General features: G+C 59.4%; 12 protein-coding genes. 6 read left to right on the top strand and 6 right to left on the bottom strand.

Annotation, left to right across the window (positions count from 1 at the left end):
- Positions 1–1,176, bottom strand: coding sequence for an isochorismate synthase EntC (entC, locus tag JGF26_RS04590; RefSeq protein WP_134707292.1), 1,176 nt, complete (start codon positions 1,174–1,176; stop codon positions 1–3).
- 186 nt (positions 1,177–1,362) lie between these two features.
- Here entC and fepB point away from each other — a divergent pair, with 186 nt between their 5' ends.
- The gene (gene fepB / locus JGF26_RS04595) at positions 1,363–2,322 is read left to right on the top strand and encodes a Fe2+-enterobactin ABC transporter substrate-binding protein (protein WP_134707291.1); all 960 of its coding nucleotides are present in this window, start codon (positions 1,363–1,365) and stop codon (positions 2,320–2,322) included.
- A 46-nt stretch (positions 2,323–2,368) separates the two neighbouring features.
- Here fepB and entS read toward each other — a convergent pair whose 3' ends face one another.
- On the bottom strand, positions 2,369–3,616 hold the full coding sequence (gene entS, locus JGF26_RS04600) for an enterobactin transporter EntS (RefSeq protein ID WP_134707290.1): 1,248 nt from the start codon (positions 3,614–3,616) through the stop codon (positions 2,369–2,371).
- Positions 3,617–3,724: 108 nt separating this feature from the next.
- Here entS and fepD point away from each other — a divergent pair, with 108 nt between their 5' ends.
- The 3 genes from fepD to fepC are packed head-to-tail and all read left to right on the top strand — an operon-like array spanning position 3,725 to position 6,515.
- On the top strand, positions 3,725–4,729 hold the full coding sequence (gene fepD / locus JGF26_RS04605; RefSeq protein WP_134707289.1) for a Fe(3+)-siderophore ABC transporter permease: 1,005 nt from the start codon (positions 3,725–3,727) through the stop codon (positions 4,727–4,729).
- Complete coding sequence (gene fepG / locus JGF26_RS04610) at positions 4,726–5,718, top strand: iron-enterobactin ABC transporter permease (RefSeq protein ID WP_134707288.1); 993 nt, start codon at positions 4,726–4,728, stop codon at positions 5,716–5,718. The genes fepD and fepG overlap by 4 nt, the downstream gene beginning before the upstream one ends.
- A complete protein-coding gene (gene fepC, locus JGF26_RS04615) occupies positions 5,715–6,515 on the top strand; it encodes an iron-enterobactin ABC transporter ATP-binding protein (protein ID WP_134707287.1) in 801 nt (266 codons plus the stop codon). The genes fepG and fepC overlap by 4 nt, the downstream gene beginning before the upstream one ends.
- A gap of 57 nt (positions 6,516–6,572) precedes the next feature.
- On the opposite strand, the gene entF is transcribed toward fepC, so the two are convergent.
- From entF to fes, 3 genes are read right to left on the bottom strand one after another with little or no spacing between them, the layout of a single operon-like run.
- Positions 6,573–10,430: an enterobactin non-ribosomal peptide synthetase EntF gene (gene entF, locus JGF26_RS04620; protein ID WP_134707286.1), complete on the bottom strand. Its 3,858-nt coding sequence runs from the start codon at positions 10,428–10,430 to the stop codon at positions 6,573–6,575.
- Positions 10,427–10,639 carry an MbtH family protein gene (locus JGF26_RS04625; protein ID WP_028019520.1) on the bottom strand — a complete coding sequence of 71 codons (213 nt, stop codon included), beginning with the start codon at positions 10,637–10,639 and terminating at the stop codon, positions 10,427–10,429. Before JGF26_RS04625 ends, entF begins: the two co-directional genes overlap by 4 nt.
- Positions 10,640–10,649: 10 nt before the next feature.
- Positions 10,650–11,849 (bottom strand): enterochelin esterase, encoded by a 1,200-nt coding sequence (gene fes, locus JGF26_RS04630; protein ID WP_134707285.1) that lies wholly within the window; start codon positions 11,847–11,849, stop codon positions 10,650–10,652.
- A 144-nt stretch (positions 11,850–11,993) separates the two neighbouring features.
- Here fes and JGF26_RS04635 point away from each other — a divergent pair, with 144 nt between their 5' ends.
- Entirely contained in the window at positions 11,994–14,243 is a 2,250-nt protein-coding gene (locus JGF26_RS04635; RefSeq protein ID WP_108090632.1) for a TonB-dependent siderophore receptor, read from the top strand.
- A gap of 85 nt (positions 14,244–14,328) precedes the next feature.
- Positions 14,329–14,985, top strand: coding sequence for an enterobactin synthase subunit EntD (entD, locus tag JGF26_RS04640; protein ID WP_134707284.1), 657 nt, complete (start codon positions 14,329–14,331; stop codon positions 14,983–14,985).
- 114 nt (positions 14,986–15,099) lie between these two features.
- On the opposite strand, the gene betT is transcribed toward entD, so the two are convergent.
- Positions 15,100–17,133: a choline BCCT transporter BetT gene (gene betT / locus JGF26_RS04645; RefSeq protein WP_134707283.1), complete on the bottom strand. Its 2,034-nt coding sequence runs from the start codon at positions 17,131–17,133 to the stop codon at positions 15,100–15,102.
- Positions 17,134–17,179 lie beyond the last annotated feature (46 nt).

The following is a 17,179-nucleotide window of genomic DNA, read 5'->3' on the forward strand; positions in this document are numbered from 1 at the left end:
TTAATGCAAACCAAAAACGTTGAGCATGGTGGAGAGCTTCACACCGGTTTCGCGCCACTCACCCACCGGGGAGGAAGCAGGCACAATGCCCGCCCCGGCAAACAGGCGAACAGATTTCTCATGCAGACGCGCGCAGCGGATGGTCACTACCCATTCACCGTTACCTTCGCTATCGCACCAACCGACGATGCCGCCGAACAGTTCACGATCGAACGGCTCCAGTTCGGCAATCAGTTCTTTTGCCGCCTGATGCGGGAACCCGCTCAGTGCCGGGGTCGGGTGCAACAGGCAGGCCAGGCTCAGGGCGTTTTCGTTTTCTCGTGCGTTACCTTCCACCGGCGTCGCCAGATGCCACAGCGTGGGTGTCGTGATCAACTGCGGAGAATCAGGCATGCTGAGATGGTGGCTGCGCGGCGCCAGAGTAGTTTTCATCGCCTGAGTGACCAGGTCGTGTTCGTGGCGATCCTTCTCAGAGGCGAGCAGTTTATTGCCCGCCTCGCGGTCAAGCACATCGTCGGGCTGACGACGCGCAGAGCCTGCCAGCGGGAGCGAGCTAAAATGCGCCCCCTCTTTTCGCAACAACAGTTCCGGACTTGCTCCCAGCAGCACGCCCCCCTCTTCCAGCGGCACATGGAAGTTAAAGCTCGCCGGGTTCTGGGCGATAAGACGCTCCATCAGCGCACCGCTATCAATGTTGTTATCGGTCGCGATATCAATCAGGCGCGAGAGCACCACTTTGTTCACCTGAGGTGTGGCGGTAAGTGCGGCGGCGCGGGCGACCATCTCTTCAAAAACAGGCTGCGGGGGAATTTCGGTGCGTTGCTCCACCTTCAGCGCCTGCGAGCCGGAAAAATAGCGAGCGGATTGCTGACGTGCAGGACGGGAAAAGGTCTGCCAGCGTTGTGGAATAAACAGTGACGACCGTTTGCGGGTATCGAACGGAATAGCCCCCACCATCACCGGATGCGCGATACCGCTGGCTTTTGCATCCCGGAAGGCCTGCGCTAATTTTTGCTGGAAGTGGCCAGTCAGATCATCACCACCGACGGCAGATTCAGAGAAACGGGCAAAACAGCCGGACGTGGTAAAGCTGCGGTAAGGCGACATAAAGAAAAAGCTGTCTGATTGCAGCGTGGTCGCGGTGTGCTGAACTTCCTCAGCCAGGGACGTATCCATATCATCCTCCTGAAATGATAAAAGAAGCAATAATGATTATCATTTATGTTTTCGTCGGCTAACCTAATCCCACAGCGCTCCGCTGTCAACCATCGGGTAAATACTTGTGCGACAAACGCTTGCATCCCTTTCTTACAACCATGAAAATGAGAAGCATTATCTTCAACAAAAACAGGATGCCGCTCAGTGAAATTCCCTGCCGTTTGCCGCAATGCCCTTTTTTTAACAGGACTTTTTGTTTTAGGACTAACCTCAGCCACCGCCGCAGACTGGCCGCGCCAGGTCACCGATAGCCGTGGCGTGCATACCCTGGAGAGCAAACCGGCGCGTATTGTCTCAACCAGCGTGACGTTAACGGGTTCCCTGCTGGCGATTGATGCCCCGGTGGTTGCCAGCGGCGCCACCACGCCCAACAACCGCGTGGCAGATGCACAGGGCTTTTTACGTCAGTGGGGGGATATTGCGAAACAGCGCAGCGTTGCGCGTCTTTACATTGGGGAACCCAGCGCCGAAGCGGTCGCCGCGCAAATGCCGGATCTGATTTTGATCGGCGCCACCGGCGGGGATTCTGCACTGGCGCTCTACGACCAGCTCTCCGCCATTGCTCCGACGCTGGTGATCAATTACGACGATAAAAGCTGGCAGGAACTGCTGACGCAGTTGGGCACCATCACCGGGCAGGAAAAGCAGGCCGCAGAGCGCATCGCGGCGTTCGATAAACAGCTCGCGCAGGTGAAACAGCAGATGAAGCTGCCGCCGCAACCGGTAAACGCCATCGTCTACACCGCCGCCGCGCACAGCGCCAACCTATGGACGAGTGAATCAGCTCAGGGCAAGCTGCTGCACCAGCTAGGCTTTACGCTGGCGGAATTGCCCGCCGGATTACACACATCAAAAAGCCAGGGTAAACGCCACGACATCATCCAGTTGGGCGGCGAAAACCTGGCAACGGGGCTGAACGGTGAAGGGTTGTTTGTGTTTGCCGGTGACCAGAAAGATGTCGACGCGATTTACGCCAATCCGCTGCTGGCGCATCTGCCTGCGGTGGAGAACAAACGCGTCTGGGCGCTGGGAACAGAGACGTTCCGCCTGGATTATTACAGCGCGATGTTGGTATTAGACAGACTGAATACAATGTTTAAGTAGGCATTAACCCTCCCTCTCCCTGTGGGAGAGGGCTGGGGTGAGGGCATCACGCCGCACCGTCGTTCAGAACAACCTCCTGCCTGAACCGCCGCAACTCCACAAGCACCATTAACAGAATCACACCCACAATCGTTAACGCAAACCCGCAGCTGCTCGCCGACGCCACCGGAGTCATCATTGCCCCCAGCCCACCGAGGATCGCCGCACCAATCGCATCGCCCGTTACGTTTTGTGCCGTCCACAGGCCATTAATTCGCCCCAGCATTCCTTCCGGTGTCTGGGTCTGAATCAGGGTATATTGCAGCAGCGAACTGATAGCACTCAGCCAGCCGAAGATCACCAGGCAAATCACCCCCAGCGCCCACACCGGCATCAGGCTGAAGAAACCAATGGCGATAAACGAGGCCAGCGTGGCAAGCAGCATAATCAGCCCCGGGCGTACACTCTGCGCCAAATTACCGCTGGTCAGCGCCCCGCACGCCGCGCCAAGCGGAATGGCGGCGTAGAGAATGCCAATCTCCGAGGCGCTCATCTGCCACTCTCCCGCCAGCGCCGGGTACAGCACGCGCACGGCGCTGGCCATCGTCAGCAGGCCACCGAGCAGCGCAATCCCGCCAATCAGCGGGTTGCTGAACAGGAAACGAATAGCGGCCATCAGAGATTTCAGCGGATGCTCGCGCGGCTGCGGCGGTGGCGGCAGCAACGGCAGGCGCAACAGCGTCAGCGTGGTGATGAAGGTGCCCGCCGCCGCCAGTCCATAGTTCCACGCCACGTTACCGGTCGCCAGCAGCAGACCGCCGAGCATCGGCGAAATCACCGAGCCCAGACGCACGGTAAGCATGGTAATCGCCCCCGCCTGCATCAGGTTCTCGCGTCCGACCAGCGCGGGAGTGGCAGCCAGCAGTGCCGTTACCCCTAGCGAGGCAAAAAAGCCGTCCCACAACCCGAGGGCGTAAATCGCCACAAGCGAGGGTTCGGGCAGCATGGCGTTCAGACACAGCCCGATAAACCCCACGCCGCAGGTGCCGCGCGCCAGCAGGATCAGCTTTTTACGCTCGTAGCGGTCCGCCAGCACGCCGCCGACCATCAGTCCGATAAACATCGCCCCGCCCGTAAAGGTAACCGATAACCCCACCAGCCAGCTGGAGTCCGTTATGGTCTGGATCTGTACCGGCACGGCAACGCCGAGCAGGCCGAGAGATAAAATGGAGATAAAGCGGGCGATAAAAACTGCCCGGTATGCAGGGTGCGTTTTAAGCAGGCTGAGGTTGAGCAGCCAGGATCTTTGATTCATGACAAAGCCTTGAGTGTAATTCTACCCATTCCATGGGCGCACATGCTAACATAGCTAAATAAGATAGATAACGATAATCACTATCATTATCAAATCATGGATGTTGCTATGTCGTTTTCCTCTTCTTCGGTGCGCGCCATTGCCGTGCCCGTTTTATTGCTGCTGTTGATCCTTGCGATTGCACTCAGCCTGCTGGTCGGCGCTAAGCCGCTGCCCGCGTCCGTTATCGTTGATGCGCTCACCGGCACCTGCCAGAGCGCCGACTGCATCATCGTGCTCGACGCCCGACTGCCCCGCACGCTTGCCGGACTGCTGGCCGGTGGCGCGCTGGGCCTTGCGGGTGCTCTGATGCAAACCCTCACCCGCAACCCGCTGGCCGACCCTGGTATTCTGGGCGTCAACAGCGGTGCCAGTTTTGCCATTGTGCTCGGCGCGGCCATGTTCGGGTTAACGTCAGCGTCTGAACAGCTGGTGATGGCCTTTTGCGGCGCGCTGGTGGCCTCGCTGGTGGTGGCGTTTACCGGCAGCCAGGGCGGCGGGCAACTCAGCCCGGTACGTCTGACCCTTGCGGGTGTCGCGCTCGCGGCGGTGCTGGAAGGGTTATCCAACGGCATCGCCCTGCTCAACCCGGACGTTTACGACCGGCTGCGCTTCTGGCAGGCCGGCTCGCTGGATATCCGTACGCTGGAAACCTTAAAGGTAGTGGTGCTCCCGGTGATCATCGCTGCCGCCGTCGCGCTGTTTTTAAGCCGGGCGCTGAATAGCCTGAGCCTGGGCAGCGATACCGCCACTGCGCTTGGTAACCGGGTTGCACGTACCCAACTCATTGGTCTTCTTGCCATTACCGTCCTGTGCGGCAGTGCAACGGCGGTCGTCGGCCCAATCGCCTTTATCGGCCTGATGATGCCGCACGTGGCGCGCTGGCTGGTGGGGGCAGATCACCGCTGGTCACTGCCGGTCACGCTTCTTGCAACGCCTGCCCTGCTGCTGTTTGCCGATATCCTGGGACGTTTGCTGGTCCCCGGCGAGCTGCGCGTCTCGGTGGTCAGCGCCTTTATCGGTGCGCCGGTGCTGATTTTCCTGGTACGCCGCCGACGCGGAGGTGGCGCATGATGGCCCCATCCCGACGTTTAGTCGCCTGTGTCTCCCTGCTGGTTATCACCATTCTGCTGCTGGCAACGTGGAGCCTGCGCAGCGGCGCGGTGACGCTCGATTTCACCCAGGTGTTTAACGCCCTGCTCGGCAGCGCGCCGCGCAATATAACCCTGGTGGTGACGGAGTGGCGACTGCCGCGCGTGGCGATGGCGATACTGGTGGGCGCGGCGCTCGGGGTGAGCGGCGCGATTTTCCAGTCGCTGATGCGCAACCCGCTCGGCAGCCCGGACGTGATGGGCCTCAATACCGGTGCCTGGAGCGGCGTATTAGTGGCAATGGTGCTGTTTGGTCAGCACCTGACGGCCATTACCTTTACCGCAATGGCCGGGGGCATTCTGACCTCGCTGATTATCTGGGCGCTTGCCTGGCGTAACGGTATCGACACCTTTCGTCTGATCATCATCGGCATCGGCGTGCGTGCAATGCTGATGGCGTTTAATACCTGGCTTTTGTTGCAGGCGTCACTGGAAACCGCGCTCTCTGCGGGACTGTGGTACGCCGGTTCCCTGAATGGCCTGACATGGGGCAAAACCTGGCCCGCGGCACCATTGATTGTTCTGATGTTTATCGGTGCCCTGCTGCTGGTGCGCCGTATGCGTCTGATGGAGATGGGTGATGACAGTGCCTGCGCCCTGGGTGTGAGTGTTGAACGTTCGCGCCTGATGCTGATGCTGGTCGCCGTCTTGCTGACCGCAGCGGCGACGGCGATTGCCGGGCCAATCTCGTTTATCGCCCTGGTGGCACCGCATATTGCCCGGCGTCTTAGCGGCACTGCGCGCTGGGGCTTAACCCAGGCGGCGCTGTGTGGCGCATTGTTATTGCTGGCCGCCGATCTCTGCGCCCAACAGCTGTTTATGCCTTATCAACTTCCGGTGGGCGTCGTGACCGTCAGCCTCGGCGGGATTTACCTCATCGTCTTGTTAGTTCAGGAGTCACGCAAGAAATGACTGACTTAGCTTCCCGCTTGCGCGGCGACAACTTAACCCTGGGTTACGGCAAAAAAATCATTGCCCGTGACTTAACCGTTGCTATTCCGGACGGCCACTTTACGGCGATTATCGGCCCGAACGGCTGCGGAAAATCGACCCTGCTGCGCACCCTCAGCCGTTTGATGACGCCAGTTGAAGGCAGCGTGTACCTCGACGGCGAGCACATCCAGCACTTCGCCAGCAAAGAAGTGGCCAGGCGCATTGGGCTGCTGGCGCAAAACGCCACTACGCCGGGCGATATCACGGTGCAGGAGCTGGTCTCTCGCGGACGCTACCCGCATCAGCCGCTGTTTACCCGCTGGCGTAAAGAGGATGACGAGGCGGTGACCCGCGCGATGCAGGCGACGGGCATTACCGATCTCGCCCGGCAAAGCGTGGATACCCTCTCTGGCGGGCAGCGCCAGCGCGCGTGGATCGCGATGGTGCTGGCGCAGGAGACGTCCATTATGCTGCTGGACGAGCCGACGACATGGCTGGACATCAGCCATCAGATTGATTTGCTCGAATTGCTGAGCGATCTCAACCGCACGCAGGGGTATACCCTGGCGGCGGTACTGCACGATTTGAATCAGGCCTGCCGCTACGCCACGCACCTGATTGCGCTGCGCGATGGCGAAATTGTGGCGCAGGGCGCACCGGGAGAGATTGTGACACCGGAGCTGATCGAGCAGATCTACGGCATGCGCTGCATGATAATTGACGATCCGGTGGCGGGCACGCCGCTGGTAGTGCCGTTAGGCAAGCGTGCGGTCTGATGCCCTCACCCCGGCCCTCTCCCACGGGGAGAGGGTTAGGGTGAGGGGCTTTAAACGTTACCCCAAAATCTCCCTCAACACCGGTCCTATCTTCTCAAACGCCTGCGGTGAAATGATATCCACGTGGGCGCAATCCTGACTATACACCTCAAGCTCCGCCACCCACGGCGACCAGGCCTGCTGCGGGTCCATCGTTCGAGTGCGTTCGGCAACAAACAGCGTCGCTTTACCCTCAAAGCGCGCGCTGTGCGCCGTGGTCAGTAGCCGCACCGCATCGGCGTAGTTGCCTTCAATGGCACTGAATAGCTCGCTGGAGCCTTGTCCCTGCTGCGCGGCGATAAACGCCTGACGCTCGCGCTCAATTTCCGCCAACACTTCCGGGTCGAGGCCGTTGGCCTCTTTCTCCGCCCAGTTCTGGGTTTCCGGCGGCCAGGTATCCAGCAGGCCGAGGAATGCCACCTCTTCACCCTGCTCGCGCAGTCGGGCCGCAATACCCTGAGCCAGCGTACCGCCGAGGGAATAGCCGAACAGGTAATACGGCCCCTGCGGCTGCTGGGCTCTCAGTGTCGCCAGATGATGTTCGATCACACCATCCAGATCGGCGCACTGCTGCATTGGCCCGTCCGGGCGCGGCGACTGAATGCCGGTAATCGACCAGCGCGGGCTAAGATAACGCGCCAGCACGCTAAACTGCCAGGCAAAGCCGGACGCAGGGTGGAAGCAAAACAGCGTCGGGCCATCGCTTTCACGCAGCGGCAGAAGAGCTTCATACCCCAGACGCTGCGCCTGCTCGTCGCTCATCTGTGAATCTAACAGCGCGCTAAGCTTGCTCACCGTCGAGGCGACCATAATTTGCCCCGGTGTGACCTTGCGGGCAAACGCGCGGCTGAGCTGTGCCGCCAGGCGCATCGCCAGCAGAGAGTGTCCTCCGAGGGCGAAGAAATCGGCTTCGATATCATTCACCTCACAGCCTAGTAGCGCAGAAAACGCCTGCGCGACGGCAACTTCGGTGCCCGTCTCCGGCGCGCGGCCGGAAGTTTGACGGGTGAGCTCCGGCAGCGGCAGCGCCTTGCGGTCAAGCTTGCCGTTCGCGCTTAACGGCAGCGCACTGATTTGCAAAAGCACCACCGGCACCATATGCGGCGGAAGCCGCGCTTTAAGCGATTCCAGCAAGGTATCACGATCCAGCGGCAAACCGGATTCGGAGACAACGTACCCCACCAGCTGACGGGCATCTCCACCCGTTGCCGCCGCCTGGTTGAACACGCAGGCATGCGCCACGGCCTGCGCGACGTCCGGCAGGGACAGCATCGCCCGGTCGATTTCACCCAGTTCGATGCGCTGGCCGCGAATTTTCAGCTGATCGTCACTGCGGCCTAAATACTCCACCGCGCCGTTATCCAGCCAGCGGGCGACGTCACCGGTGCGGTACATACGTTCACCCGGCGCGAACGGGTCAGCGATAAATCGGCTGGCGGTCAGATCAGGACGTCCCAGATACCCTTGCGCCAGCTGAATACCGGTAAGATAGAGATCGCCCGCTACGCCAAACGGCACCGGGCGCATCATCGCATCCAGAATGCGCAGCCCCGTGTTCCACACCGGGAAGCCAATTGGCACGCTGTTGCCCTCCACCGCCGCCAGCTCTGGGCCATACGCCGGATACCAGCTGACGTCCACAGCCGCTTCCGTCGGGCCGTAGAGGTTATGTAGCGGCGCATGGGTCAGTTGCTCCCATTCCCGGCAAAGCGCCGTCGGCAGAGCTTCACCGCTGCAGAAGACCTGCTTAAGCGACTGACAACAGTCGACGTTCTCCGGCGTCAGCGAGGCGACAAATGCCGCCAGCATCGACGGTACAAAGTGAGTGGTGGTCACACCGTGTTGCGCGAAGAAGGTCTGCATCGCCTGCGGATCGCGGTGAGCTTCCGGCTCGGCCATTACCAGCTTCGCCCCGGCAATAAACGGCCACCAGAACTCCCACACCGAGACATCAAAGCTGCACGGCGTTTTCTGCGCTACCACGTCACTGGCGTCCAGCGGGTAGTGATCCTGCATCCACTTCAGGCGGTTTACGATGGCAGTATGTCCAACCATCACCCCTTTCGGGCGGCCAGTAGAGCCAGAGGTAAAAATGATGTACGCAGTCTGCTCCGGCTTCGCCAGGCGCAGCGGTTCCGCATCCGCAGCCGGTAACAGTGTGTTGTAACTAAACGCCGTGATCGGGAGATCGCTAAAGCGCGGGAGCTGCTCGTCGGTGGTGATGAGTAGCGACGGTTTCGCATCCTCCAGCATCATCCGCAGACGGTCGTCCGGGTAACCGGTATCCAGCGGCAGCCAGGCAGCGCCCGCTTCCACAATGCCGTGCAGAGCCAGCGTCAAAAACACCGAACGCGGTAAGGCCACCGCCACGCTGTCGCCCGGCTTCACGCCGCGTTCGCGCAGTAACGTTGCCAGGGCGACAACCTGCTCGCGCATCTGGCGATAGTTCAGTTCAATATGCGCGTCCGCCAGCGCAGGGGCGTCCGGCGTTTTGCTTGCCTGATTCGCAACCAGATCCGGCAGCGTGGTGGACGGCAGCGCCAGCCCGGTATCGTTGATGCGGGCCAGTTGCTGATATTCCTGCTCCGAAACGGTTTCCACTTCGCCGCAGCGCAGGTCCGGGTTGGCGGCAAACTGCATGAGCATCGCGTTCAGGCGCGAAACGTGGCGGGCGAGCGTTGCTTCATCGTAGCGCTGTTTATTGGCGAGGATCTCAATGCTCAACCCACCCTGCTCGTCCGGGAACAATGCCAGCTCCAGATCGTTCACCGGGCCGGTTGCCAGCGTGTGGGTGGTGGCCTCTACGCCGTCGATATCCAACTGATAATCGAACATCTTAATGTTCAGCACCGGGCCAAACAGGGCTTCGTCGCCTGCGGCGCGCCCGCTGTCGCGCACGATCTGCTCGGCGTCGTAGCGCTGGTGGCGGCGCATTTTTTTCAACTGGTTCGCCAGGCGCAATGCCAGCTCTGGAAGGCTCTCCTGCGGATGGATATTTACCGCCAGCGGCAGGACGTTGAGTACCGGTCCGGTGGCGGTCAGCGCGGCGGACCCCATGCGGCGCATAAAGATAAACCCGGCGGCGTAGTCCAGCCGTCCGGTGAGGCGCCCGAGCCACAGCGCCACCAGCGCAAGCGCCAGATCGGTACGCTGCACCTGCCCTCCCGCCTGTGCCAGTTGGGTAAAGGCACGGCTGTCAGCGGTCATGTTCAGACGCAGAATGTCGGTGGTTGCTGCACGCCCGGGTAGCGGCGTGGAAGAGAGCGAAACGGGGGAAGGAAGCGCTTTCCGCTGTTCAGCCCAGAAAGCGCCATCACGCTGATACGCCTCGCTGTCGCGATAGCGCTGGTACTCTTCCACCACCTCAGCGAAAGGCGTAAACGGGGATTCTGGCGTGGGTTCGCCGTTTTTCCATGAAGCATAAATCGCGGCAATATGGCGCGTAATCGCCGGGAAGCTGAAGCCATCCACCACCAGGTGGTGATAACGCTGATACCAGTACCAGTGGCTTTCAGCTACCTGAATCAGCTGGTGAAACGCCAGCGGCTGGCCGCTGTCCACACGCAGGTTCTGGTTGAGATCGGCTGTCATCAGCGCCACAGCGTCATCGTGTGAGCCGACGCGAATGACGGTGGGTTCCGGCAACATCATGGACTCATCCAACCACTGCCACACTTCACCGTTATCTTCTGCGAAACGCATGCGCAGGGTATCGGCCTGCATCATGCCTTCAAGAATGGCTTTGGCCAGCAGCGGCGCGTCAATATCGCCTTTCAGTTCGGTGTAGTGCGCCACGCTCCAGGCGTTGGGCAACGTGGACAGTTGTTCCGCCATCCAAATACCCGGCTGGGCGGCGACAAGAGGAAGACGGTTCATGCACTCTCCCCCGCATAATGAGACGGTTCTAACGTTTGCCAGTGCCCGGTCAGCCACTGCTGGCACGCTTCCTGCGACTGTGCTTCACATACCACGCGCCACCCCGCCGGCAGTTCGCACTGCTGCGGCCACAGGCTGTACTGCCCCTGGTCGTTACGCAAAATGGCGAACTGTCCCTGCGGATTATCGAAAGGATTGCTGAATTCCATACAGACTCCGTTATTGAATGAGCGGCTGCCAGAGGGTCATCAGCCCCTGCGTCAGCCCACCGCGCCAGCAAAGCGCATCGTGTCCGCCGTCAACCTGACGCCAGAAAATCGGCTGCTGCGCGTGTAGTTCGGCGTAAATCGCCTGATTGGCATTGAAAATCAGCGGCTCGTTGCGCCCGGCCTCAAGGACGATACGCAGCCCTCTCGCGGTTAGCTCACCCGCTCTGAGCTGTTCAATGAGGCACCCGTCCTGCTGCCCGCCGCGGTGCGGCCACCAGTACGAGCCGGACTGGCTCAGCACGCAGCCAAAGCGCTGCGGCCAGTTGAGTCCGGCATAAAGTGAAGAGAGTCCGCCAAAGCTCTGTCCCGCCAGCACGGTACGGTCGGCGCGATCGCTAAATGGCGCACGTTTTTTTACAAGAGGGAGAACCTCTTCCTGCACCGCCAGCCAGAAATCGGGGTTGCAGGGCAGTTCGCGGCTGCGATGTTCCATGTCGATCACATCGATCAATACGTAGACCGCAGGCGGCAGTTTGCGCTCGGTGGTGAGCGACGTCAGCGCAGGCCAGACGGGCATGCTTTCGGCCCAGAACTGCCCGTCGAGCAGCACCGCCAGCGGGCGCTCGGGGTCGTCATCTCCGGTGGTAAAAATCCACACGCGGCGGCGGTTGTTCAGACGCGTGCTGTTCCACTCAATGCAGACCGGCGGCTGATACGGCGTATCGGGACGATCCCAGCCGGGCTGAACGGGCGCGTCCGGCATCTCCAGCGCCGAGACGGCATGACCGCGACCGCCGCGCCAGCTCTGCGGATTCAGCGGGTCGGAAACCGCGTGCGGCAGCAGCCTGCGCCAGCCTTCGCGCAGCGCCATACGCTCCGGCTGCTCGCCTTCAAACACGGTATCGGCAAAATCGTTTTCGTTATCGGAGGGGATAAAACAGTAGCTCCCCCGCCATTCGGGGCTGAACTCACCCTGCCACTGCCAGACATCGGTATCGGGAATGCGTTCGAGGGACTGCGGTCGGGCATTTTGATGGTGGTCTGTTACGCCAGTGACGTAAAGCCAGACGCGTTTGATCGGTGACGTTCTTTGCGTTCCTGCCGGGTCACGCCACCAGAACGTGACGCGATATTTTCCCTTTTCCGGCTTCCATTCAGGCCCCTTTTTCGACTGCCACCACGCTTCACTTCCCGTTGTTAACGCCGTCACCCTTATAACCTCATGTTTAACAGTCTTTTTTGTTTCATAGCAAATTTTGTTGATAATATTATTGATAACTATTTGCATTTGCAATAGCGTAGTGCCCGCGCTGTGGGAAGCGCTCATAAAACAACCATAAAAGCAGGACGTACAATGAATAAGAAGATTCACTCTCTGGCCTTACTGGCCAATTTAGGGATTTACGGCGTCGCGCTACCCGCTCTGGCAGACGACAATACCGCCTCCGCGCAGCACGAAGACACGATGGTGATCACCGCCGCCGAGCAGAATCTGCAGGCGCCGGGTGTATCGACCATTACCGCCGATGAAATTCGTAAAAATCCACCCGCACGCGACGTGGCTGAAATCATCCGTACCATGCCGGGCGTTAACCTGACCGGGAACTCCACCAGCGGCCAGCGCGGTAATAATCGTCAGATCGACATCCGTGGCATGGGGCCGGAAAACACCCTGATCCTGATTGACGGCAAACCGGTGACCAGCCGTAACTCCATCCGTCTGGGCTGGCGCGGCGAGCGTGATACGCGCGGTGATACCGGCTGGGTACCACCGGAGATGATCGAACGCATCGAAGTCATCCGTGGCCCGGCCGCCGCGCGCTACGGCAACGGCGCGGCAGGTGGTGTGGTGAACATCATCACCAAAAAATTCGACGACCAGTGGCACGGCTCCTGGAACACCTATCTGAATGCGCCTGAACACAAGGATGAAGGGTCCACCAAACGCACCAACTTCAGCCTGAGCGGCCCGCTGGGCGGTGACTTCAGCTTCCGCATGTACGGCAATCTGGACAAAACCCAGGCCGACGCATGGGACATCAACCAGGGTCACCAGTCTGACCGTACCGGTGCCTACGCCGACACGCTGCCGGCAGGCCGTGAAGGTGTGGAGAACAAAGATATCAACGGCGTGGTACGCTGGGACTTCGCGCCGATGCAGTCTCTGGAGTTTGAAGCAGGCTACAGCCGCCAGAACAACCTCTACGCAGGCGATACCCAGAACACCAACAATGACAACAGTTCCAGCGGCCTGGTGAAGAAAAACTACGGCAAAGAGACCAACCGTATTTATCGTCAGAACTTTGCGGTGACATGGAACGGTGGCTGGGATAACGGCATTACCACCAGCAACTGGGCACAGTACGAACACACCCGCAACTCGCGCCTGGGCGAAGGGCTTGCGGGGGGGCTGGAAGGCCTGTTCAACAGCAATAAATTCACCGACACCGACCTGGCCGACGTGATGCTGCACAGCGAAATCAACCTGCCGATTGATTTCCTCGTTAACCAGAACCTGACGCTGGGCACCGAGTGGAACCAGCAGCGTATGAAGGACTCCACCTCCAATACGCAGACTCAGCAAGGCGGTAAGATCCCTGGCATGAGCGACGATCGTAGCCCGTACTCTTCAGCGGAGATCTTCTCTCTGTTCGCCGAGAACAACATGGAGCTGACCGACAGTACCATGCTGACACCAGCGCTGCGCTTCGATCACCACACGATTGTGGGCAACAACTGGAGCCCGTCCCTGAACCTGTCGCAAGGCCTGGGAAATGACTTCACGCTGAAGATGGGGATTGCGCGCGCCTACAAAGCACCAAGCCTGTACCAAACCAACCCAAACTACCTGCTGTACAGCAAAGGCCAGGGCTGCTATGCCAGCTCTGATGGCGTCGGGTGTTACATGATGGGTAACGACGACCTGAAAGCGGAAACCAGCATCAACAAAGAGATTGGTCTTGAGTGGAAACGCGACGGCTGGCTGGCTGGCGTGACCTGGTTCCGCAACGACTATCGCGACAAGATTGAAGCGGGTTACGCGCCGGTGGGTCACACCTCTTCCGGTAAAGTGCAGACGGATATCTACCAGTGGGAAAACGTGCCGAAAGCGGTGGTTGAAGGTCTGGAAGGCTCCCTGAACGTGCCGGTTAGCGACACGATCAACTGGACCAATAACATCACTTACATGCTACAAAGCAAGAACAAAGAGACAGGCGACCGTCTGTCGATCATCCCGGAGTACACGCTGAACTCCACTCTGAGCTGGCAGGTCCACCAGGATGTATCGCTCCAGTCGACCTTCACCTGGTACGGCAAGCAGCAGCCGAAGAAGTACAACTACAAAGGTCAGCCTGTGACCGGGTCTGAGAAAGACGAAGTGAGCCCTTATAGCATCGTTGGCCTGAGCGCGACCTGGGACATGACCAAAAACGTCAGCCTGACCGGCGGCGTGGACAACGTCTTCGACAAACGCCAGTGGCGCGCGGGTAATGCCCAGACCACGGGCAACGCCACCACCGGTGCGTATATGTACGGTGCGGGTGCGTATACGTATAATGAACCGGGTCGCACCTGGTATATGAGCGTGAATACGCGATTCTGATACAGGCAGTAACTCCCCCCTCTCCCGTTGGGAGAGGGACGGGGTGAGGACATCAGGCCGCACTATTTGCTGATAGAGGAAAAACATGCACACCACCCACAGCACGTTCATTCTCGCCGGCCACACCGTCCACCACATCACCTTCGACCCAGCCACCTTCGCCGACGCCGATCTCCTCTGGCTCCCCCACCACGCCGAGCTTTCAAACGCCGGGCGCAAACGCAAAGCCGAGCATCTGGCCGGGCGCATCGCCGCCGCGTATGCGCTCGGTGCGATAAATGAACGCGCGATTCCTGGCATTGGCCCCAGCGGCGAACCGCTCTGGCCGGAAGGTGTGTCGGGCAGTATCACCCACAGCGGCACGCAGGCGATGGCGGTTGTTGTCCGTCATCCAGATGCCCTGATCGGTATTGATTGCGAAGCCATTCTTCCAGACCGTGAAGCCCGCGAAATCCAGGACGGCATCATTGATGTACAGGAAGCGATATGCCTGACGCGATCGGGCTACCCTTTTGCGTTGGCGCTGACGCTCGCTTTTAGCGCCAAGGAGAGTTTATTTAAGGCTCTCTTCCCGAAGGTGAATACTTACATGGGTTTTGAGTGGGCGAGAGTCACAGAGTTAACCGAAAAAACAATCACGCTGGCGCTTTCGCACCCGGTTGGAGAATATCCTGAGGGTAAACGCTTTACTCTCATCTGGCAGAATAATGATACGAGCGTGTGTACGCTGCTAAAAGCCTGATGGCGCGACGCTTATCAGGCCAACGGTAAAGCGGCGTTGTTGGCCGGGTAAGGCATCGCCGCCACCCGGCATGAGGGCAGCGGCGATGTCTTTGTACGTTATTCAGATCAAGGCTTAAACATCCGGGAACATCACGCTATTCCCCGGCGCTTCCCGGTGCAAATGGATAAAGTTCAGGTGCCGTTCATACTGGTCCAGAATGTCCGTGATCACCTGCTCCTTGCTGTAATCCATCAAATCATTCCCCTGGCTACCCTCCAGTAAGAAGGTTTCCAGCCGGTAGTAGGTCGACTTCCCGCTGCGCGCCCGGTAGGTAAAACCGGGCACCGAGTACTGCTGCGGCCAGATCTGGTAGACAAAGTTCTGCTCGTCGCCCATATGCACCAGCAGATTCAGATGCCCTAACGTCTCTCCCTCCTCCGGCGGCAGGTTTTTCAGCTCCACGTAGGCACCACGCAGCTTCAGTTCCTGCGCCACCTCTTCCATCGCCGGGAAGCAGACCGTCTCCATCATCTGTTTGGTGTAGCGCGTGCCCGGGTAGTTCATCAGGCGCGACAGGCGTTTCTTCCAGCTCAGCCTGTCTTGTGCGCCCATCGGGCGCGGCGCGGTGTCACGGCTGGCGCTTTCGCGGCGGTAATCTTCCACCTTGAGGGATTTATACAACCCGGCCATCACAAAGAAGATCACGAAGCTGAACGGCAGCCCCATGATCACCGTGGTGTTCTGCAACGCCGAGATCCCGTTGGTCATCAGCATGCCCAGCGTCAGCAGGCCTATGGCGACGGACCAGAAGATGCGCAGCCAGTTCGGCGCATCGCTGTTGATGTCCTTCAGCTTCGAGGTGAAGTTACCCAGCACCAGCGCGCCGGAATCGGCCGAGGTGACGTAAAACAGCAGGCCGGTAATGGTCGCCACGGAGGCGCTAAAGGTGAACGCAGGGTACTGCGCCAGCAGGCTGTAGAAGCCGCGCTCCGGGTGCGCCATCGCTTCCTGCGCGAAGGTTGCATTGCCGTGGATGATCTCATGGAGCGCGCTGTTGCCGAACACCGACAGCCACAGCAGGGTAAAGGTGAACGGGATAATCAGCGTGCCCATCACAAACTGGCGGATGGTGCGGCCACGTGAAATACGTGCCAAGAACAGGCCAACAAACGGCGACCACGCCACCCACCACGCCCAGAAGAACAGCGTCCAGTTGTTCATCCATTCGACCGGGCGATCAAAGGCGAAACTGTTCAGAGTCATCCCCATAAAACGGTTCACGTAGTCGCCGACGTTAAGCACTAACGCATTGAGCAGGAATGAAGTGTCCCCCATAAACAGCACGAACAGAATTAGGCCAAGCGCCAGGGCCACGTTCAGCTCGGAGAGCACGCGAATGCCTTTATCTACCCCCGACGTCACCGAAATGGTGGCTATAATCACCGACAGCGCAATCAACGCCGCCTTGGCAGCCATCGAATCCGGAATATCAAACAGCACGCTCAGGCCGTAGTTGAGTTGCACCACACCGATGCCGAGCGTCGTCGCGATACCAAAGATGGTACCGATCACCGCCGCAATGTCGACGCTGTGACCAATCGGCCCGTTTATCTTTTTCCCGAAAATTGGGTACAGCGCAGAGCGGATGGTGAGGGGTAAATTATAACGATAGCTAAAGTATCCGAGCGCCATCCCCATCAGGGCGTACATCGACCAGCCGGTTAAGCCGTAGTGGAACAGCGTCCAGACCATCGCCTGACGCGCGGCCTCCATCGTCTGCCCTGCCCCTTCCGGCGGCTGCATATATTGCGTGACCGGTTCCGCCACGGAGAAGAACATCAGGTCGATGCCAATGCCCGCGGCAAATAGCATCGCGGCCCAACTCAGCAGGCTGAACTCGGGTTTTGACTGCTCTGGCCCAAGCTTCACCGAACCGAAGCGCGAGCAGGCAATACAGACGACAAAGACAATATAGAGCGTCGCCGCCAGTAAGTAGTACCAGCCGAAGGTCTTCGACACCCAGTTAAGGGTGCGTCCAATCCACTCGGCAGAAAAACCGCTAAAGAAGATCGTCATCAGGGAAAACAACAAAATCAGCCCGGCGGAAGTATAAAAAACGACCGGGTTGATTTTGTCTTTTTCTCTGTCTTGTGAAAGGTCTGTCATCCAGTATCCTCACTGTTTTTGTAACTATTAAAATCCAAATCCGCAA

The sequence above is a fragment of the Enterobacter sp. E1 genome (assembly GCF_016809815.1).
GTDB lineage: Bacteria > Pseudomonadota > Gammaproteobacteria > Enterobacterales > Enterobacteriaceae > Enterobacter > Enterobacter adelaidei.